The organism is Streptosporangium sp. NPDC002607, assembly GCF_053592655.1.
The window spans coordinates 26,101-44,580 of sequence record NZ_JBSFWD010000009.1 but is presented as its reverse complement, the minus strand read 5'-3'; the positions used below and the strand labels follow the sequence as shown (position 1 = coordinate 44,580).

The window sequence follows — 18,480 nt, the reverse complement described above, 5'->3', positions numbered from 1 at the left end:
TGGCATGATCGGCTTCTCCGCCGGCGCCCAGATCTTTCTGATCCCGTGCCGCGCTCGGGCCGTCCGGTGGTCCGTATCTCTTAGGACGGCGTAGGAAGACGCCGTGCGTCCGACTCGGCTCGCGGATGGGTCCCGACGACGCCGAAGCAACCCAGGGGCCGCCCTCGGTCGACGTCCGAGGTGCGCCGAGAGCATGGGTGCCTGCGGCTCACACGATCGCGTCTGGGGACAAGGGCGCAGGCGGCGCTGGAGGTCGTCTTGGGGTTGACTTTCGGGTCTCCGCAGGCGTTTCGGCTACGGCTATGAAGCCGCAGGCGGGCATGTAGAGGTGGCTTTCTTGAAACGCCGGGCCGTCCAGGGCAGCGCCTCCGGTTTCGGAACTTTATGTTCACTTTATTCGTCATATCCGGGGAAAAGGGGTTCATTTGGCGGGCAGGAGGGGGTAACGATCGACACGAGGCCGTCACTTACCGGGGGAGGGTGCGAGTTGTCGATCGACCACGGGTCTCTGGTCGTCGACGTCTCCGGCCGATACCGTGTGCGGCTGCCGCTCAGCGGCAAGGAGCGCGCGACGAGGCTCGTCCTGTACGGCCGCCCCTCCGGGAACAGGATCGTCTACGGTCTCGCGGTCCTGGACGAGGGCGGGAGGGTCATGCTCGACTCCCCGGGGTTCAGGTCCCGCCACCAGGTACAGACGTTCGCCGCCGCTGCCGGGCTGGCCTCCGAGTACCGGCGGTACGCCACGGAGCAGGAGGCGTATGCCGCGTTCGGGAACCGGGCGCGGCAGTGGTACACCACGGCGCACGAAGGGCTCCCCGCCAACCTCGCCGAAGAGGCGCCGACCGAGCTTCTGCCGTATGGCGGGGCGCTGGAGGGCACGCCCGCTCCGGCGACCGGCCTCACCTGGGACGACCGGACACTGGTCGCGACGGATTCGATCTCCGGGCGTTCGATGCGGCTCGCGCCCGCTGCCCTGTACCACTACCGGTACGAGCGCTCCGTCCTCGTCTCGGGCAAGAACTCGGGTAAGAAGGAGTCGCGTTTCCTCACCGGCCTCGCCGTGCTCGACGCCGACGGGCTGGTGCTCGCCGACCTGCCCGGCGAGTGGACGCCACCGGACGTGGCCATCTTCGCGGCGGGGAGGGGGGTGCCCGTGCGCGACGCCCTGATCGCACCGCCCCGGGCGGTGCGTGCCACCTTGGGCAGGCGAGCTCCCGGCTGGACGCGCCTCACCGGGCAGGCGCTCTCCAGAGCGTCCAGGGCGAGGACGGTCGCCACGGTCTGTGCCGGGGTGGCGGGCCTGTTGGCGATGGCCTACATCGTCTCGGCGAGCGGCTGGTTCGCGTGGCGGGGGCTGTCCGCGCTGGGAAGGGCGCTGCTGGACATCCTGGACGCCAAGTGGCTGGCGGTCTTCTTCGCTCCCCTGCTCGTCGTCCTGAACCCCGCGCGCCAGGCGTGGCACGGCCGGCGGATCCGGCGCGGCAGCGCGCTCGGGCCACCCGGCGGACCGTACCTCTCCGTCTGGCGCAAGAGTACGTTGCGCGTCTGGCTCGGCCCGCGGATGGTTCCCGACGACATCGCGATCGGGCCGGACGCGGGATGCGCGGCCGGCCTGATGACCTACCGCCATGGGAACCTGGCCGGACTCTTCGTGATGGGCGGCAGCGGCCGGATCCTCCGTCACCTGCCCGGACCCTGGTCACCGGAGGACGCGCACCGCTTCGCCACGCGGCACGGCCTCGGCTTCGAGGCCCGGACGCTGAGCCGCGAGGAGTATCTCGGCCTCACCGCCGACGCCTACGACGCCGTCCCCTGACGCGTTTTCCGAGAACGGCTCCGTCTTGGTGTTTTTGGACTGTTAAAAGCCCATATTGATGGATCGACGGCGAGCGGGTGGGTGCGGCACCATTATGTGACGCATGACAGCAATGTCCTCTCCGGCGATCGGTGGAGCCTTCGGCAGGGCGCGGATCGCGGCGGGGTGCCCGAGCGGGGGCCCGATTCCGGCTTGAACGATGTTCCGACGAGTTCAGCGCTGTCATCCGCGTACCCTCACCTTCTTCGAAAGGCCCCTCATGAGCGATATCAAGGCACTTCTCGCCCAGCGTGCCGAGCTGGACCGTCTGATCGAGGAACTCCAGTCCGGCGATCTGAAGGAGCGCGAGAACACCCTCGGTGACATCCTCGCGGCCGTCGCCAAGTGGGCGACCGCGCAGGGCCACGAGGCACTCAGGAGGGACCTCAAGAACTGGGAGTACGTCACCTTCGCCGGCATCGAGGTCGGCGTCGGCCACGACGGCGGCGAGCGCTGGGGTCTGCCGCCCAACTCGGTCACCGTGATGGACTCCGTCAGCGGGACCGACGTGGAGTTCGGGACCACGCCCCCGCCGATCCAGGCGGTCATCGGCCTCCTGGAGGGGCTGCTGGCCACGCGCTAGTCCCGCTTCGCGCATGCCCGTACGGGCACCGGTCCCTCACGCGGAGCCCGTTCGCACGGCTTGCCTGGACCCTCACGGAGTCCAGGCAAGCCGTGCGACCGGGCGTGGTTTCTCCCGAGGGCGTCCCGCGGCGGGCCGCGGCGAGGTCACGCGCCGGTGGAGGTGGCGGCGGGCGGCGGCGCTGTAGGAAGATCTGCCCAGATCTCATCCCGTGTTGGAGGCGTCATGTCGGTGTTGCGAAACCTGGTGGAGAGCATCCGGAACGGCGGGATCGAGGTGATCGACCTGACGGCGCCGCTGTCGTCGGAGACGCCGATCCTGCGGCTGCCGGAGCCGTTCGGCAACACCGTCCCGTTCACGCTCAAGGAGATCAGCCGCTACGACGACCGCGGCCCCGCCTGGTACTGGAACGACATCGTGACGGGAGAGCACACCGGCACTCATTTCGACGCCCCCGTGCACTGGGTCACCGGAAAGGACGGCGAGGACGTCTCGCAGGTTCCGGTCGACCGGCTGATCGCCCCGGCAGTGGTCCTCGACTTCGCCGCGGAGGCGGCCGGAGACGCGGACTTCCTGCTGGAGATCGCGCACGTCAAGGCGTGGGAGGAGGCCAACGGGCCGTTGCCCGAGGGCGGATGGCTGCTCTACCGCACGGGCTGGGACGCCCGCTCCCACGACCAGGAGCGCTTCCTGAACGCGAACGAGACGGGCCCGCACACGCCCGGAGTCTCGGTCGAGTGCGCCCGCTGGCTGGCCGAGGAGACCTCGATCGCCGGGCTGGGCGTGGAGACCGTGGGCACGGACGCCGGCGCCGCGCACGGCTTCGACCCGGCCTTCCCGTGCCACTCCTTCCTGCTGGGCGCGGGGAAGTACGGGCTGACCCAGCTGCGCAACCTCGACCGGCTCCCGGTGACCGGCGCGGTGGTCGTCGCGTCGCCGCTGCCCATCGTGGGAGGCTCCGGCAGCCCGCTGCGGGTGCTGGCACTGGTCGAGAGGTGAACGTCGCCGAGGCCGTGGGCCGGACCTTGGCCTCGCTCGGTGTGGACACCGCCTTCGGGGTGGTGGGCAGCGGCAACTTCCACGTGACCAATGCCCTGGTCGCGCACGGCGCGCGTTACGTCGCCGCGCGCCACGAGGGCGGCGCGGCGACCATGGCCGACGCCTACGCGCGTCTCAGCGGCAGGGTCGGCGTGCTCAGCGTCCACCAGGGGCCGGGGCTCACCAACGCGATGACCGGCATCGCCGAGGCCGCCAAGAGCCGTACCCCGCTCATCGTGCTGGCGGGAGAGGCGACGGAGCCCCGCTCCAACTTCTTCGTCGACCAGGCCGCGCTGGCGGAGGCGGTGGGTGCCGTCCCGCTGCGGATCTCCTCGGCGGAGACCGCCGTCGCCGACACCGCCGAGGCGTTCCGCGTCGCCGGCGAAGGCCGCCGCACGGTCCTGCTCAACCTCCCGCTGGAGGTCCAGGGGCGACACGTCCCGGACGTGCCGGGGGTCTCGGGTACGGGGGCCTCGGGCGGGAACGGTCCGAGGGGCGTACCGGAGGCCGGGGAGGCCGCCCGGCTGGCGGAGATCCTCGCGGCGGCACGCCGCCCCGTCTTCGTGGCCGGGCGTGGTGCCCGCGAGGCGCGGCGCGAACTTGAGGAACTCGCCGAGCGGGCCGGAGCGCTGCTGGCCACCTCCGCCGTGGCCAGGGGACTCTTCCGGGGTAGCCGGTGGGACCTGGACGTCAGCGGTGGTTTCGCCTCGCCGCTCACCGCCGAGCTCATCCGTGACGCCGACGTGCTCGTGGGCTGGGGGTGCGCGCTCAACATGTGGACGATGCGCCACGGCACGCTGATCGGCCGCGACACCACGGTCGTCCAGGTCGACCTGGAGGCCGCCGCGCTCGGCACCCACCGCCCGGTCCACCTCGGCGTGACAGGTGACGTCGCCCGCACCGCGCGGGAGGTCACCCGGCTGCTCGGCGACGACACGAGAACCGGTTACCGCTCGGCGGCACTGGCCACCAGGATCGCCGGGGAGAACCGCTGGCGGGACGTGCCCTACACCGACGAGAGCGGTGACGGCCGCATCGACCCCAGGACGTTGACGATCGAACTGGACGACCTGCTCCCCGCGGAACGCGTCCTCTCCATCGACTCCGGAAATTTCATGGGATATCCATCGATGTTCCTCGACGTTCCCGACGAGCGGGGTTTCTGCTTCACGCAGGCGTTCCAGTCGGTCGGTCTCGGCCTGGCCACCGCGATCGGTGCCGCCCTGGCCCAGCCGGACAGGCTCCCGGTGGCCGCGCTGGGCGACGGTGGCGCGCTGATGGGCGTCGCCGAACTGGAGACCGTCGTGCGGCTCGGTCTCCCGATGGTGATCGTCGTGTACGACGACGACGGCTACGGCGCCGAGGTGCACCACTTCGGCCCGGACGGCCACCCTCTGGACACGGTGACCTTCCCGCCCACGGACATCGCCGCCATCGCCCGCGGCTTCGGCTGCGAGGCCGTCACGGTAAGGGACAGGTCCGATCTCGCGGAGGTGGCCCGCTGGCTGGGCGGAGCCAGGGAACGGCCCCTGCTGATCCACGCCCACGTCAGCCGTGCGCGGGGCTCGTGGTGGCTGGAGGAGGCGTTCCGGGGACACTGAGCCTTTCGCGGGTGTGGGAGGGGGGAGCGGCTGAGGTACGGTTCAGCCATGGCTGAGATCGTGTACCCCCCGGTCATCGGGGCGGCGTTGACCCTGTTCCGCGCGCTGGACCTCAAGATCCGCATCGAGGGGGCCGAGCGTATCCCGCGGACCGGCGGAGCCGTGCTGGTCAGCAACCACATCAGCTATCTCGACTTCATCTTCGCCGGCCTGGCCGCGCGCCCCTCAAAACGCCTGGTGCGTTTCATGGCGAAGAAGGAGGTCTTCGACCACAAGATCTCCGGCCCGTTGATGCGCGGCATGCACCACATCCCGGTCGACCGCGCGGCGGGCGCCGCCGCGTTCGGCGCGGCGCTGAAGGCGCTCAGGGAGGGAGAGGTCGTCGGCGTGTTCGCCGAGGCCACGATCAGCCGGTCCTTCACGGTCAAGGAGATCAAGAACGGCGCGGTCCGGATGGCCGTCGGCGCCAAGGTGCCGATGATCCCGGTCTCGCTGTGGGGCACCCAGCGGCTGTGGACCAAGGGCCACCCCAAGAAGCTGTTGCAGCGGCACGTGCCGATCACGATCGTGGTCGGCGAGCCCATGCACCCCAAGCGCGGCGACGACTACGACGCGGTCACCGCCGACCTGCGCGGGCGGATGAGCGAAATGCTCGACCAGGCGCAGCGGGGCTACCCGGAGATCCCGAAGGGCGTCTGGTGGCAGCCCCGTCACCTCGGCGGCACCGCCCCCACTCCCGAGGAGGCGGACAAGCTCGACGCCGAGGAGGCGGAGGAGCGGGCGGCCCGGCGCGAGTCATGAGGGCGATGGCGCGCACGCGCACGTACCGGGGGCGGGTTCACGGCCCCGGATGCCGCGCCGAGGTCATCGCTCACCGAGACAAAGCACGCGAATCATGAGCATCCTCTACAAGTCATGAGCAGGTAATTCGCAAGTGGCATGCTCCAACCTGTTCGCATGAGCAACGCATTCGACGACGTGGCGAACGCCTTCCAGCCGGTGCCGACCCCCGGTCCCGGCCGCACGCCGGGGCGGGTCGGCATGGCGTTCCTGCTCCTCCTCTGGGTGGGGCTGGGAGTGTCGCCCTTCGTGTTCGCGGTCTCCGGCCTCAAGCTCGCGACCGGCTCCATCGGCACCCCCGGCACCCTCACGGTCATCTCGTGCGAGGAGTTGGGCAAGGGCCGCTACGACTGCAAGGGCAGCTTCGCGCCCGACGGCGGTGGCGCCGCGATCCCGGTCGACGCCTCACCCGACTCCACAGCCGGTGACGTCAGGCGGGCACAGCTCACTCCCGAGGGCGACCGTGCCGTCGCGACCGGTACCTCGGGCATCCTGGCCGCGCTGACCATGCCGTTCCTCGGTGTCGGAGTGTTCGCCTTCCTGCCGTACGTGCTCCTCTACCTCGCCAAGGCGCGGCATGGCAGGCGTGCCGCGGTCCGCTTCGGCTCCGTGCTCACCGCGCTCTCGCTCGCCGGCGTCGTCGTCGGCATGGTCGCCGCCTACTCCTGACCGGCCCCTGCCGTCCCCGCCGATGCGCGGGGCGACCCTACCTTCCGGTGTCCGCCGATCCACCCTGCTCGGCACGCCAGATCCACCATGAGTAGACCAGCGGGATGAGGCTCGCGATGACCGCCCCGACGAGCACGATCGGGAACAGTGCGGGAATCGGCAGCAGGAACGCGACGACGAGCAGGACCACGCCGAGGGCGGCGAAAAGCCGGCCGGCCAGCCGCTGGGTGCGCTGCCAGGAGCGCTCGCTCTCCATCGTCCAGGGAGTGCGTACTCCCACGGCCCAGTTGCTGCGGCTCTTGGGCAGGTAGTTGCCCAGCACCAGGAAGAGCGCCCCCGTCCCGGCGATGACGAATCGGACGACGGGGAGTTCGCCACCCGTGGCGTTGACGATGCCGACCGTGTGGATGCCGGTGAGCAGGGCGAGCGAGCCGATCCAGGCCGCGGTGTAGACGTGGGCCGAATTCGCCATGTTCCCCTGGCGGGGGAGCAGGCGCGGCAGCACGACGAACATCACGCAGAGTCCCAGCATGATCAGCGGGAGCAGGCCCAGCGCCTCGACCTTGCCCGCGAACCGGTCGGCCTCACCGGAAGGACCCCAGTGCACCGGCAGCAGGGCGTCGTCGGGAATCTGCGTCCAACCCCAGATCGAGACGCCCGCCGAGACGAGCAGCGCCACGGCGCCGCCGATCAGCCCGGGACGCGGGTTCACGGTCCTGTCGTCGGTGATGTTCTCGGTCATCGATGTCCCTCTCATTCGTGGTCGTGGCGGGGGGGCGATGAGGGCTGGACGGGATCGGGTGGCCTGGCGTCTCCGATCTTGAACAGATCGAGCAGCGCGTCCAGGGACTCCTCCAGCAGGGACACGTGCAGGTGGTAGATGATCGAGGTTCCCCTACGCTCGCCGTAGACCAGACCGGCCTCGCGGAGCAGGCGGAGGTGGCCGGACAGGGTGGGTTTGGAAATGTCGAAGTGGTCGGCGATCTCGCCCGCCGACCGGTCGCACTGCCGGAGCAGCGCGAGAATCTGGCGGCGAGTCGGATGCGCGAGCGCCTCGTAGACCCGATTCACAGCTTATTCCCTTATTAGCTAATAACCGAAATATACCCTACGTGAGGGAAAGGTAGCGCGTCTCTGTGCTCCGTCCGCGCTCGGAGGTGCCGAGGGAGAGTCCTGGTTTGGGGTGGTATGTGAGGATTCCCCTTCGGGAGCCTCGGCGACGCCTTCCGGCGAGGCGCGGCCGCGGCCGATTTGTTTGATCCGCGAAATGCCACGGTGACCTGGTGGAATATCCGGATTCGGGCGTTGAGTGACTGTTCCGTCGGCATGGGGGGGATAGAAGCGGGCAGTCTTCCCCGCGCCCATCGACGGAGGATCACGGCCGGGCAGTGGTCCTCGGTCTCGGCGGCAGGCGGAAGCACCCCTTGGACGCCGCCGCTGGTTCCGGATCAAGCCAGATGGAGGACAAGGTGACGCTAACAAACCCTGACAGGCCCAACGGGGCCCTGTCGAGCGGAGCGGGCGGACCACACCGGCGCGTTTCGCGTCCACTGGTCTTCGCCACCGCCGTCGTGCTGGCGGCCTCGGGTGGCGTCGGCGTGTCCGCGGCGTCGGCGGGACCGCCGCCGCCCGCCCCGACAGGGTCCCCGACAGGGTCCCCGACAGGATCGCCGACAGGGTCTCCGACGAGCTCGCCGACAGGGGCGGAGACGCCGGCTCCCAGCGAGACGGTCACCCCGACTCCCACGCCCACCGCCACCACGGCGCCGCAGGTGCCCCTGATCGCATTCCCCGGCGCGCTGCACGGCGAGTTCGTCCTGCCCGCGGAGGACGGCTGTGGCTTCACGGTGTTCGCCCAGACGGGGGCGGCGATCGCCCTGACGGAGGACTCGATCACGGTGAGAAGTCAGGACGGCTTCGAGAGGGCGTACGTGATCGACGACTCCACCCGGACCCTCGCGGGCCGGCGGGGCAACGAGGTCAGGCAGGGCGACTGGGTGTCGGTGACCGCCACGACCCAGGGTGAGACGGCGACCGCCGCCTACGTCTTCGACCTGTCGCGGCCCAGTAAGAGGTTCTGGCGCGGTGACGGCTGGTGGCTCCCCAGGCAGTGGCGGCCGGATGGCAGGTGGCGCACCCCCACCCCCACCCCCTGTCCCACCCCGCCCGTCGAGACTCCCACCGCTCCGCCACTCCCGACGCCCACGGACGCCCCGACGGTGCCGACGGAGACCCCGGCCGTGCCCACGCCCGAGCCGACTCCCACGGTGACGGACACCGTGCCCCCCAGCCCGACCCCGACCCCCTGAGCATTCGCTGTCGAACTCGCCAGATGAGATCGGACCGGCCGGCCGTTCCGGCTCCGCCGGGTCCGTGGTACCGGGCGCGCTCAGCCGATGCGGCTGAGCGCGCCCGACCGGGCCGGGCGCTCACGCCTCCGGCCGGAGATCTCCGGCGATTCTCCGGTGGCGGCCAGGTCGCGACGGCTCTTCGCCCCGGGCCGTACACCGGTTCATTCTTCCGGCAACGTTAACGGTGGGTAACAATCCCTTGTCGTTGACATGATCTAGATCACGCGGCTACGGTTACATCCCGACCGGTTGGAACTGAAGTCGCGTAGTGGAGAACGCTCCGCGACCCAACGTCTCCGCGAATCACGCGGTAGACGCACACGTCCTTCTCCCTCCCCCCAGCGAGTCGTTCTACAGGAGCGCCATGCGATCTCTTCGGCGTTGTACACGGCAGGTACGTCTACTGTCAGTCCTGTCCATGGCGGTCATCATGTTGACCGCGTGTTCGAGTTCAGCGGGGACCAGCTCTGGTCAGGCGGCCGGCGGTTCCGCCTCCGGCGCGCACCCACTGAGAGTGGTGCTCCCGGCGGAGCCGGCTACTTTCAACCCGGCACTCGCGCTCTACAGCACCCTGCGCATCGTGGGGCCGGTATTCGACCCGTTGGTCGGTTTCGACAAGGAGACGCTGGAGCCGAACGACTCCGGTCTGCTCACCTCCTGGGAACGGGTCTCGCCGACCGAGTGGCGATTCAAGGTCCGGGAGGGGGTGAAGTTCCACAATGGCGAGGAGTGGAACGCTACAGCGGCCGCTTTCACCATCGAAAAGTATCGGGACGAGCCGAAAAGCGGTTTCGCCCCGTACTACGCGCGAGTCGCGGACGTGAAGGCCGAATCGGATGGCTCGCTGCTGGTGACGACGAACGTTCCCTACATCGCGATGCCGAAGGTGCTGACCACCGCGATGGGCCTGCCGCCGAAGTACTACGCGGAGGTGACCGGGGACAATTTCGGGAACAAGCCGATCGGTACCGGGCCCTTTGAGTTCGATTCGCTCCAGGCCGGCCAGAAATTCTCGGTCAAGGCGTTCAAGGATTACTGGCGGGGTGCGCCCAAGCTGGAGGGAATCACCTACTCGTGGGCCGCGGACGCGTCCACCCGCGCCGCACTGCTGCAGAGCGGTGGCGCCGACCTGGTCTCCGACCTCCCGAACGAGCTCATCGAGGAAGTCGACAGCGCACCCGGCACCAATGTTCTCTCCGCGCCGTCCCTTTACAAGATGGCGCTCAGCATGAACTCGAATGACGGCACGCTGAAGGATCCGAACCTTCGGAAGGCCGTGCAGGCGGCGATCGACTACGACGCCATCGTCAAGACGCTCTTCGGAGACGTCGGGGCACGGAAGTCGCCCTACTTCATCGGCGACCTGCTTCCGGAGAAGCCCGAGATCGGCTACCAGAAGTACGACCAGGCCAAGGCGAAGGCACTGGTCGGCGCCAGTGGCGGGACGCCCAGGCTCCGGTATCTGTACACGACGGGTTTCTACCCGAAGGACAAGCAGGTCGGCGAGGCGGTCTCGGCGATGCTGGAGGCGGTGGGCTTCCAGGTCGAGCAGGTTCCGATGGAGAACGCCGCGCTCCGCAAGGAGCGCAACACCGGGAACTACTCGATGTACATGGTGCAGAACTTCCCCGTCTTCGCCCACCCGGACTCGTTCATCGCCTTCTTCACCGGGAAGAACGCGGCGGTGAAGTACTGCACCGACCCGGCGGGCTACGACGCTCTCACCGCGGAGGCGCTCTCGGCGAAGGAGCAGGAGGCGAGTGACCAGGTCTACGACCGGGTCGAGAAGAAGGTCCTGGACTCCGACGCCTGCAACGCGGTGCTCTACGACCAGGTGATCTCCTACGGCATGACCGACAAGGTCAAGGGGTTCAAGTCCGCGCTCGACGCGGTCCCCTCGATGTACGAGGTCACGCTTGACAGCTGATTCGGGGCACCGGGGGTCTTCCGCCGAAACGGCGGAGGACCCCCACCTTCGCGTGACGGAGCGGCCGGTGGGGGATTCTGGCTCGAACCCTGGTCTTTGACCGGTCGAGAGTGGATCCGGCCACCGCGCCTACCGGGAAGGAGATTGGCAAACTCCCGTTCGGGCGCCCAGTCGCAGACGATCCACTGTACGACTTCGTCCCACGATCGACTGATAGGTAAGTGATTGATGGGACATATGTCTTCTTGTATAAGGAATGTCTTGACCGTCCAGATCGGCTTCACTACGGTGAACATACCGACCGGCCGTTATCCATACCGTGAGTTTGAGATCACCGACCTGAGCCGGAGTGGCGATTCCATGGCCGTCGGGAGTCGGTGCCCGCGCTCACCATCGGGTTCTCACCTCCTCGGGGAACCGTTTTCTGTCACAGGCGCTGTCCGTCAAGGGAGGTCCGGATGACTGAGGAACGACGCATACTCGACGTCGACCGCCTGTCCGTCGTGCACCGCGCTCGGGGCCGCAGAGGCCATCCCGTCGTCGCGGTCGACGACGTCTCACTCGGTGTCGGCGCCGGCGAGATCGTCGGAGTCGTCGGCGAGTCGGGATCGGGGAAGACCTCGCTGGCGATGGCGGTCGCCGGCCTGGGGAAGATCTCCACCGGTAAGGTCACGGTCTCCGGCATCGAGGTCGGCAAGCGGCTCTCGCGGAGCGCCAGGGCGGAGATCCAGGTGATCCTGCAGGATCCGCACGGCTCTCTCGACCCCCGCCAGAGCGTGCGTCGTGGGCTGCGGGAGCTGCGCGGCATTCATTCCGCGCGGACCGCCTGGGTGACGGACGAGGAACTGCTCGCCAAGGTCGGGCTGACCGCCGACCTGCTCGACAGGCTGCCTCATCAGATGAGTGGTGGCCAGGCGCAGCGAGTCTCGATCGCCCGCGCTCTGCTGCTCCGCCCGAGCCTGCTGCTCGCCGACGAACCGACGTCGGCTCTCGACGTGTCGGTCCAGGCGCAGATCCTCCGGCTGCTCCTGGAACTGCGTCGCACCGAGGGACTGGCGATCCTGTTCATCAGTCACGACCTCGCCGTGGTGCGCGCCGTCTGCGATCAGGTGCACGTGATGCTGCGCGGCCAGGTCGTCGAGCACGGAGTCACCGCGGAGGTCTTCGACCATCCCGTGCACGAGTACACCCGCAGGCTACTGGCGGCGATTCCCGGCAGGCAGACGGTGAACCCGGCGGAGCAGGCCCATGTGTCAGACGACTCGATCCCCGGTGACGGTCATCGATCTCCCACCCCCGTTCTTTGAGAGGCCGACGTGATTAGGTTCCTCGCGGGCAAGGCGGTGCAGGGTATCGCCACCCTGATCATCGCGGTGTCCGTCGCCTTCTTCCTCGCCCGTGGTACCGGCAACCCGGTGAGGGAGATGCTCGGTGATCTCGCCAGCGCCGAGCAGGTCGCCCAGCTCAACGCCCAGCTCGGTCTTGACCGGCCGCTCTCCGTCCAGTACCTCCACTTTCTGGGGGACCTCGTGACCGGGAACCTGGGCGACTCGCTCCGATACGGTTCCAGCAACCTGGAGCTCATCCAGAGCCGGCTGCCGGCGTCGATCCAGCTGGCGGCGGCCGCGATGTTCATCGCAGTGCTTTTCGGCGTGCCCCTGGGTATCTGGGCCGCGCTGCGGGAAGGCCGGCTGGCGGACCGGCTGGCCTCGGCCGTGGCGCTGATAGGCCAGTCGATCCCGCTGTTCTGGCTCGGTCTGATGCTGATCCTGCTGTTCGCGGTGAGCCTCGGCTGGCTACCCGCCGGGCAGTCCACCGGGTTCAGTTCGCTGATCCTGCCCGCCGTGACACTGTCCACGTTACCGATGGCACAGATCGCGCGGCTCACCAGATCGAGCATGTCCGAGGTACTGGGCGAGGCGTTTCTCTCCGCCGCCCAGGCCCGTGGCATTCCCCGGTGGCGGATCGTGCTGATCCACGCTCTCCAGAACGCCTCGCTCCCGGTGATCACGATCATCGCCCTTCAGGCGGGAACCCTGCTCTCCGGGGCGATCACGGTCGAGTTCGTCTTCGCCTGGCCTGGGCTCGGCACCCTTGCCACCCAGGCGGTTCAGACGAGGGACTTCTCCCTGATCCAGGCGATCGTGGTCTTCGGAGCCGCGGTGTTCGTGGTCGTGAACCTGATCGTCGACCTCCTCTACGGAGTCCTGGACCCGCGAATTCGGGACGGTGTCGCATGACCATGATCAACACGATCCAGAAGTCCCCGCGGACCGCGCGGAAGCCCTCGGCGGTGCGGGCCCGCGGTACGGGCTCCGTGCTGGCCTTTGGGCTGCCGTTGGCGGTGATCGGTCTCATCTGCCTCGCCGCACCGCTGCTGCCGCTGCCGGACCCGGCGCTGCAGACACTCGGAGACGCGCTCCAGCCACCGGTCTGGATGGACGGCGGCAACTGGTCGCATCCGCTGGGCACCGATCACCTCGGGCGTGACGTCCTGTCCAGGATCGTCCACGGCGGCCAGCTCACCTTCGTCATCGCGATCGTCGGCATGCTGGCCGGGGCCATCCCCGGCACGCTGGCCGGACTGGTGAGCGGGTTCTACCGGGGAGCGGCCGACGCGGTGATCTCCCGGTTCGTCGAGGCGCAGCTCGCCCTGCCGTTCATCCTGCTGGCCATCGCGATCATCGCCAGCCGCGGACGTTCTCTCGCCGTTCTGATCCTCGTACTGGCTCTGATCGGCTGGGCGCAGTACGCCCGGGTGGTCCGCGCCGAGACGCTGTCGCTACGGGAGCGTCCGTTCGTACTCGGCCTGCGCTGCGCCGGTGTGCCGACCCTGCGGATCCTGCTCCGGCACATGCTGCCCAACCTCGCCGGCACCGTTCTCGTCCTCACCACCCTGCAGATAGGAACGGTGATCCTGGCGGAGAGCGCGCTCAGCTTCCTGGGCCTGGGCGTGGTGTCACCGCAGATCAGCTGGGGCGCGATGCTCGCGGACGGGCGCGACCAGCTCTCGCACGCCTGGTGGGTCGCGGCCTTCCCCGGCCTGGCGATCACGATCGTCGTACTGCTGGTGAACCTGCTCGGTGACGCCATGCGCTCCTGGCTCGACCCGAAGAAGCGGAGGTACTGACATGGGTACGGTTCTCGAACTCCGTGATCTCACCATTGAGGCGGCGACCGCCCGAGGCACGCAGGTGCTGGTGGACGCCGTGGACCTGACCCTCGAAGGGGGAGAGATCCTCGGTCTCATCGGGGAGTCGGGCAGCGGCAAGACGACCACGGTGCGGAGCGTCCTGGGCTTGCTGGACCGCAATGTCTCGGTGGCCTCAGGCGAGGTCGTCGTGCTGGGTGAGCAGGTCCAGGCGCCGGGAAGGCAGAACGTCGACAAGGTCCGCGGACGTCATGTCGGAATGGTCTTCCAGGGGGCGTCGTCCTCGCTCAACCCCCTGATGAGGGTACGGCGCCAGCTGCGTGAGGTGGTCCGCACCCACCTGCCGAAACTCTCTCCCGAGGAACGGGACGCGCGGATCGCTCATGTGATCAGCCGGATGGGCTTCACCGAGGTGGATCGGGTGCTCGACTCCTTCCCCCATCAGCTCTCCGGGGGAATGCGCCAGCGGATCGCCATCGCACTCGCGGTGGTCACGGAGCCGGAGGTGCTGATCACCGACGAGTGCACCTCGGCGCTGGATGTGACCACCCAGGCGGAGGTCGTCGACCTGCTCGGCTCGCTGACGGCCGGATCCGGGATGGGCACGGTGTTCGTGACCCACGACCTCATGCTGGCGAGCGAGATCTGTAACCGGATAGCGGTGATGTACGCCGGTCAGATCGTGGAGATGGGCACGGCGAAGGACGTCGTCCACCGTCCCCGGCACCCCTACACACGGGCCCTGCTGGCGGCCATCCCGAGCTGGGACGGCGGCGAGATCAAGGCGATCGACGGGGCCGCTCCCAGGATCACCGAGGACTGGACGGGGTGCCGATTCGCCCCGCGCTGCCCCCGCGCCGAGCAGATCTGCACGACCGGTCAGGTCCCGTGGGTCGAGGTCCCGGGTGGTGACCACGCGCGATGTCACTTCGCGCTGGAGAACGACCGGGGCGAGGCGTTCCTGCCCGCCTCGTCCCAGGCATGAGCGCCCTGACCGCGCCCGAGGGCCGGCCCGAGAGCAGGTTCGTCGCCTCGGTGGCCGACGGCCCGGTGGCGACGGTGACCTGGTCCCGGCCCGAGCGGCGCAACGCCATCGGACAGGAGGTCTGCGACGAACTGGTCGCCGCCCTCGAATGGCTGGCATCCCGGCCGGAGATCGGCGTCGTGGTACTTCGGGCCGCCGGCCGGCCGTTCTGCGCCGGATGGGACGTCACCGACTTCGAGCGGCTGGCCGGTGCCGATCCCGAGGTGCTGGCGTCGTTCTTCCGGCATGGCCGACGGCTGCTCGCGGCGATCAGCGCACTGCCACAGGTGACCGTGGCCGCTCCGGCGGGCCTGGTTCTCGGATTCGGCTGCGCCCTGCTGACCCGCTGCGACCTGGTGATAGCGGCGGACGACAGCCGTTTCGGGCTTCCGGAGATCAGGCTCGGCATGCCGCCCGCCACCGTGATCCCGGAACTGCTCTCCGTCATGACGCGCCGCGCGGCGCTGGAGTGGGCGGTGACCGGGGAGCGGTTCGACGCGCGCCGGGCGATGGCGGACGGGCTGGTGACCTCGGTCGTCCCGGCCTCGGAGCACGACGAGGAGACGGTGCGGGTCGCCGGCCTGCTCTCCGGTCATCCGGACGGGGCGGTACGCGCCACCAAGGAACTCGTGGGGCGGCTCGCCGCGGCCGACGAGGGGGAGCGGGTGGCGCTCGGGGTCGAATCGGCTCTGCGCCGTTTCGCCGGCCAGGCGCCCGCATGACACAGGCAGACGCGGCCGTGCGAACGGCACGGACCGACGAGGAGGAACGACGATGACCGAGACGAGACCCACCCGTCGCATCCGGGTCGGGATGTCACTCTCCGCGCACTACACGCCCGAGGCATCGGTCCGCGAGGGGCTGCGCGACACGATGGAGCAGGTGGCGCTGGCCGAGGAGATGGGCCTCGACACCATCCTGCTCGGGCACCATTACCTGACCCGCTCGCAGTTCCTGCAACCACTGTCGACGGTGGCCTACCTGGCCGCGCGCACCGAGCGGATCCGGCTGGGATTCGGCGTCTACCTGCTGCCGCTGCACAACCCGCTGGCGCTCGCCGAGGAGTTCGCGACCATCGACCAGCTCTCCGGAGGTCGTCTGATCCTCGGACTCGGCGCGGGCTACCGCAGCGTGGAGTTCCGCGCGTTCGGGATCCCCCTGGAGGAGCGGTTCAAACGGATGGAGGAGTACGTCGAGGTCCTCCGAGCCCTGTGGTCGGGGGAGCCGGTCACCAGGTCGGGCTCCTTCGGCGAACTGGACGGCGCCCGGGTGCTGCTGAAGCCGGTCGAGCCCTCGGGGCCGCCGCTCTGGCTGGGGGCCTTCGGCCCGGTGGGCATGCGCCGGGTGGCCAGACTCGACGCCGCCTGGGCCGTCGCCCCCAACGGAACGGTCGAGGAGGTGGCCGAGCGGATGGCGGTGTTCCGGGAGGCCCTGGTCCAGCACGGGCGCTCCCTCGACCGTGACTACCCGCTGCTGCGAGAGGGTTGTGTCGCCCCGACACGACAGGCCGCCGTCGACGCGGCCGGAGCCTTCCTCGCGGAGCAGTACGAGAACTACCGCGGCTGGAAGCACGGTGCCTCGCTGGACGACCTGATCAGCGGCCATGCCGTGATCGGCTCACCCGAGGACGTCATCGAGAGGCTGAGCCGCTACGCGGAGATCGGCTACACCGACGTGGTGCTCCGGCTGCAGTGGACCGGGATGCCCCAGGCCGACGTGCTGCGCTCGATCCGGCTGCTCGGCGAGGAGGTCATCCCCGCGCTGGCGGAGGTGCCGGTTGGCGAAACTTCTGAAGTCCTCCGGAAATCGATAGGAGAGGTCCGAATTTAATGACCGCGATGAACTTTGGGCGACTGGTCGATCTTCAGAGGGTACGCAGGGAGACGGAGCCCGCGCTCATCACCGATGAGGACGTCTGGACGTACGGGCGTCTCGCCGACTCGGTCCACGCCACCGCCGCGTTCCTCGCCGAACGCGGTGTCGGGAAGGGTGACCGGGTCGCCGTACTCGGCATGAACTCGCCGGAGTACGTCTGCGCGGTGCTGGCCGTTTACCGGCTCGGGGCCATCGCGGTCCCGCTGAACTACCGGCTCCAGCGGGTGGAGCTCGAGTTCCTGGTTCGCGACTCGGGAGCGGTCGCGGTGATCTGTGAGACCGAGTTCGTGGAGGTCATGCACGAGATCTGCGAGGACCTGCGTCTGCGGGCGTCGGTGCAGCTCGACGGTGACGGTTGCGGTTCTCCCGGATGGTCGCTCTTCTCCCAGGTGCTGGCGGACTACTCGGGCCGGGAGGTCCCGTCGGCGGAGGTCGCCTTCGACGACCCGCAACGGATCATGTACACCTCTGGAACCACCAGCCGTCCAAAGGGCGTGATCATCACGCACGGCATGGCCGCGCTGAACGTCATCGCCCAGACGAGCGAGCTCGGGCTCTCCTCGGCCGACCGGCTCCTCATCTCGTCCCCGCTGTACCACGTCGCGGCCTGGGACTCACCCGGCGTCGGCGCGCTCTTCAATGGCGGGGCGCTGGTGATAATGCGAAAGTTCGACGCGCCACTGGCACTCAGGCTCATCGAGGAGCACCAGGTCACCGGTGGTATCTTCGTGCAGGCGATTCTGCACAGCCTGCGGTCGGCCTCGGACGGCTCGCGGGATCTCTCCTCGCTCAAGTGGATCGTCTTCGGCGCGGCCGCCGGAGAGCTGTACCGCGAGGTCCGGGAGATGTTGCCGACGACCCGCCTGGTCCAGGCCTACGGCATGACGGAGGCGTGCAGCTCCATCGCCTACATGGACGTCGCACACGTCGTGTCGAAGCGTGGTTCCGTCGGCACGGCCGTGCCCTTCGTGGAGTATCGGGTGGTCGATGAGAACGAGAACGACGCCGGTCCGGGTGTTCAGGGTGAGGTGGTGCTCCGCGGCCCGAAGGTGACGCCCGGCTACTGGGGTGACGAGGAGCTGACCGCTCAGGCGTGGCGGGGTGGCTGGTTCCACACGGGTGACGTCGGAATGGTGGACGAGGACGGTTTCCTCTACATCACGGATCGGCTCAAGGACATGATCCGTTCCGGCGGGGAGAACGTCGCGAGCCAGGAGATCGAGCGGGTGATCTACACTCATCCTCTCGTGTCCGAGACGGCGGTGATCGGTGTGCCGCATCCGCGCTGGCAGGAGGTGCCGAAGGCGTACGTCGTGCTGAAGGCCGGCGCGACGCTGGCGGAGGACGATCTGCTCGGTTACTGCCGTGAACGTCTCGCGTCCTTCAAAACGCCGAAATCCGTGGCTTTCGTGGACAAGCTCCCCCGCAATCCCTCGGGAAAGGTGCTCAAGCGGGTGCTACGGGAATCCTCGGAGAAAACCGATTCGATGCTCCTCTCCTGACCTCGCGCACTGTGACGGCGGACGCCCTACCCTGTGTGGCAGATAACCACTGAAAAACCGTTCT

General features: G+C 68.8%; 17 protein-coding genes. 15 read left to right on the top strand and 2 right to left on the bottom strand.

The annotated features are described in order from the left end of the window. The first annotated feature begins 487 nt into the window (after positions 1-487). The 6 genes from ACWD3H_RS13105 (at position 488) to ACWD3H_RS13080 (ending at position 6,586) form a co-directional block, all read left to right on the top strand. The gene (locus ACWD3H_RS13105) at positions 488-1,816 is read left to right on the top strand and encodes a hypothetical protein (protein ID WP_451955098.1); all 1,329 of its coding nucleotides are present in this window, start codon (positions 488-490) and stop codon (positions 1,814-1,816) included. 259 nt (positions 1,817-2,075) lie between these two features. After that, positions 2,076-2,438 carry a hypothetical protein gene (locus tag ACWD3H_RS13100; protein ID WP_350922516.1) on the top strand — a complete coding sequence of 121 codons (363 nt, stop codon included), beginning with the start codon at positions 2,076-2,078 and terminating at the stop codon, positions 2,436-2,438. A gap of 225 nt (positions 2,439-2,663) precedes the next feature. Further along, positions 2,664-3,437, top strand: coding sequence for a cyclase family protein (locus tag ACWD3H_RS13095; RefSeq protein ID WP_451955097.1), 774 nt, complete (start codon positions 2,664-2,666; stop codon positions 3,435-3,437). After that, a complete protein-coding gene (locus ACWD3H_RS13090) occupies positions 3,434-5,077 on the top strand; it encodes a thiamine pyrophosphate-binding protein (RefSeq protein WP_451955096.1) in 1,644 nt (547 codons plus the stop codon). Before ACWD3H_RS13095 ends, ACWD3H_RS13090 begins: the two co-directional genes overlap by 4 nt. Before the next feature lie 48 nt (positions 5,078-5,125). Continuing rightward, the gene (locus ACWD3H_RS13085; RefSeq protein WP_451955095.1) at positions 5,126-5,878 is read left to right on the top strand and encodes a lysophospholipid acyltransferase family protein; all 753 of its coding nucleotides are present in this window, start codon (positions 5,126-5,128) and stop codon (positions 5,876-5,878) included. Between the two features lie 156 nt (positions 5,879-6,034). Beyond that, the gene (locus ACWD3H_RS13080) at positions 6,035-6,586 is read left to right on the top strand and encodes a hypothetical protein (RefSeq protein ID WP_355549271.1); all 552 of its coding nucleotides are present in this window, start codon (positions 6,035-6,037) and stop codon (positions 6,584-6,586) included. Between the two features lie 37 nt (positions 6,587-6,623). Here the strand turns inward: ACWD3H_RS13080 and ACWD3H_RS13075 are convergent, their stop codons facing one another. Together ACWD3H_RS13075 and ACWD3H_RS13070 are read right to left on the bottom strand one after the other, a co-directional pair. Next, a complete protein-coding gene (locus ACWD3H_RS13075) occupies positions 6,624-7,328 on the bottom strand; it encodes an SdpI family protein (RefSeq protein WP_451955094.1) in 705 nt (234 codons plus the stop codon). 11 nt (positions 7,329-7,339) lie between these two features. Continuing rightward, positions 7,340-7,657 (bottom strand): autorepressor SdpR family transcription factor, encoded by a 318-nt coding sequence (locus ACWD3H_RS13070; protein WP_451955093.1) that lies wholly within the window; start codon positions 7,655-7,657, stop codon positions 7,340-7,342. Between the two features lie 701 nt (positions 7,658-8,358). Between ACWD3H_RS13070 and ACWD3H_RS13065 the strand changes: the two genes are divergently transcribed. The 9 genes from ACWD3H_RS13065 (at position 8,359) to ACWD3H_RS13025 (ending at position 18,416) form a co-directional block, all read left to right on the top strand. Further along, positions 8,359-8,895, top strand: a complete 537-nt coding sequence (locus ACWD3H_RS13065; RefSeq protein WP_451955092.1) for a hypothetical protein — start codon at positions 8,359-8,361, stop codon at positions 8,893-8,895. Between the two features lie 559 nt (positions 8,896-9,454). Beyond that, positions 9,455-10,864, top strand: coding sequence for an ABC transporter substrate-binding protein (locus ACWD3H_RS13060; protein ID WP_451955091.1), 1,410 nt, complete (start codon positions 9,455-9,457; stop codon positions 10,862-10,864). Positions 10,865-11,322: 458 nt separating this feature from the next. Further along, a complete protein-coding gene (locus ACWD3H_RS13055; protein ID WP_451955090.1) occupies positions 11,323-12,171 on the top strand; it encodes an ABC transporter ATP-binding protein in 849 nt (282 codons plus the stop codon). Between the two features lie 9 nt (positions 12,172-12,180). Next, positions 12,181-13,104: an ABC transporter permease gene (locus ACWD3H_RS13050; RefSeq protein WP_350929866.1), complete on the top strand. Its 924-nt coding sequence runs from the start codon at positions 12,181-12,183 to the stop codon at positions 13,102-13,104. Continuing rightward, entirely contained in the window at positions 13,101-13,994 is an 894-nt protein-coding gene (locus tag ACWD3H_RS13045; protein ID WP_451955089.1) for an ABC transporter permease, read from the top strand. Before ACWD3H_RS13050 ends, ACWD3H_RS13045 begins: the two co-directional genes overlap by 4 nt. 1 nt (position 13,995) lies before the next feature. After that, positions 13,996-15,000: an ABC transporter ATP-binding protein gene (locus ACWD3H_RS13040; RefSeq protein WP_451955088.1), complete on the top strand. Its 1,005-nt coding sequence runs from the start codon at positions 13,996-13,998 to the stop codon at positions 14,998-15,000. Next, the gene (locus ACWD3H_RS13035; protein WP_451955087.1) at positions 14,997-15,761 is read left to right on the top strand and encodes an enoyl-CoA hydratase/isomerase family protein; all 765 of its coding nucleotides are present in this window, start codon (positions 14,997-14,999) and stop codon (positions 15,759-15,761) included. Before ACWD3H_RS13040 ends, ACWD3H_RS13035 begins: the two co-directional genes overlap by 4 nt. Positions 15,762-15,813: 52 nt before the next feature. After that, entirely contained in the window at positions 15,814-16,869 is a 1,056-nt protein-coding gene (locus tag ACWD3H_RS13030; protein WP_451955086.1) for an LLM class flavin-dependent oxidoreductase, read from the top strand. An 8-nt stretch (positions 16,870-16,877) separates the two neighbouring features. Next, positions 16,878-18,416 carry a long-chain-fatty-acid--CoA ligase gene (locus tag ACWD3H_RS13025; RefSeq protein ID WP_451955085.1) on the top strand — a complete coding sequence of 513 codons (1,539 nt, stop codon included), beginning with the start codon at positions 16,878-16,880 and terminating at the stop codon, positions 18,414-18,416. Positions 18,417-18,480 lie beyond the last annotated feature (64 nt).

Coding starts and splice junctions, on each gene's coding strand:
- ACWD3H_RS13100 (WP_350922516.1), top strand. CDS start 2,076: ATGAGCGATATCAAGGCACTTCTCGCCCAGCGTGCCGAGCTGGACCGT.
- ACWD3H_RS13085 (WP_451955095.1), top strand. CDS start 5,126: ATGGCTGAGATCGTGTACCCCCCGGTCATCGGGGCGGCGTTGACCCTG.
- ACWD3H_RS13075 (WP_451955094.1), bottom strand. CDS start 7,328: ATGACCGAGAACATCACCGACGACAGGACCGTGAACCCGCGTCCCGGG.
- ACWD3H_RS13045 (WP_451955089.1), top strand. CDS start 13,101: ATGACCATGATCAACACGATCCAGAAGTCCCCGCGGACCGCGCGGAAG.
- ACWD3H_RS13080 (WP_355549271.1), top strand. CDS start 6,035: ATGAGCAACGCATTCGACGACGTGGCGAACGCCTTCCAGCCGGTGCCG.
- ACWD3H_RS13040 (WP_451955088.1), top strand. CDS start 13,996: ATGGGTACGGTTCTCGAACTCCGTGATCTCACCATTGAGGCGGCGACC.
- ACWD3H_RS13095 (WP_451955097.1), top strand. CDS start 2,664: ATGTCGGTGTTGCGAAACCTGGTGGAGAGCATCCGGAACGGCGGGATC.
- ACWD3H_RS13030 (WP_451955086.1), top strand. CDS start 15,814: ATGACCGAGACGAGACCCACCCGTCGCATCCGGGTCGGGATGTCACTC.
- ACWD3H_RS13035 (WP_451955087.1), top strand. CDS start 14,997: ATGAGCGCCCTGACCGCGCCCGAGGGCCGGCCCGAGAGCAGGTTCGTC.
- ACWD3H_RS13055 (WP_451955090.1), top strand. CDS start 11,323: ATGACTGAGGAACGACGCATACTCGACGTCGACCGCCTGTCCGTCGTG.
- ACWD3H_RS13025 (WP_451955085.1), top strand. CDS start 16,878: ATGAACTTTGGGCGACTGGTCGATCTTCAGAGGGTACGCAGGGAGACG.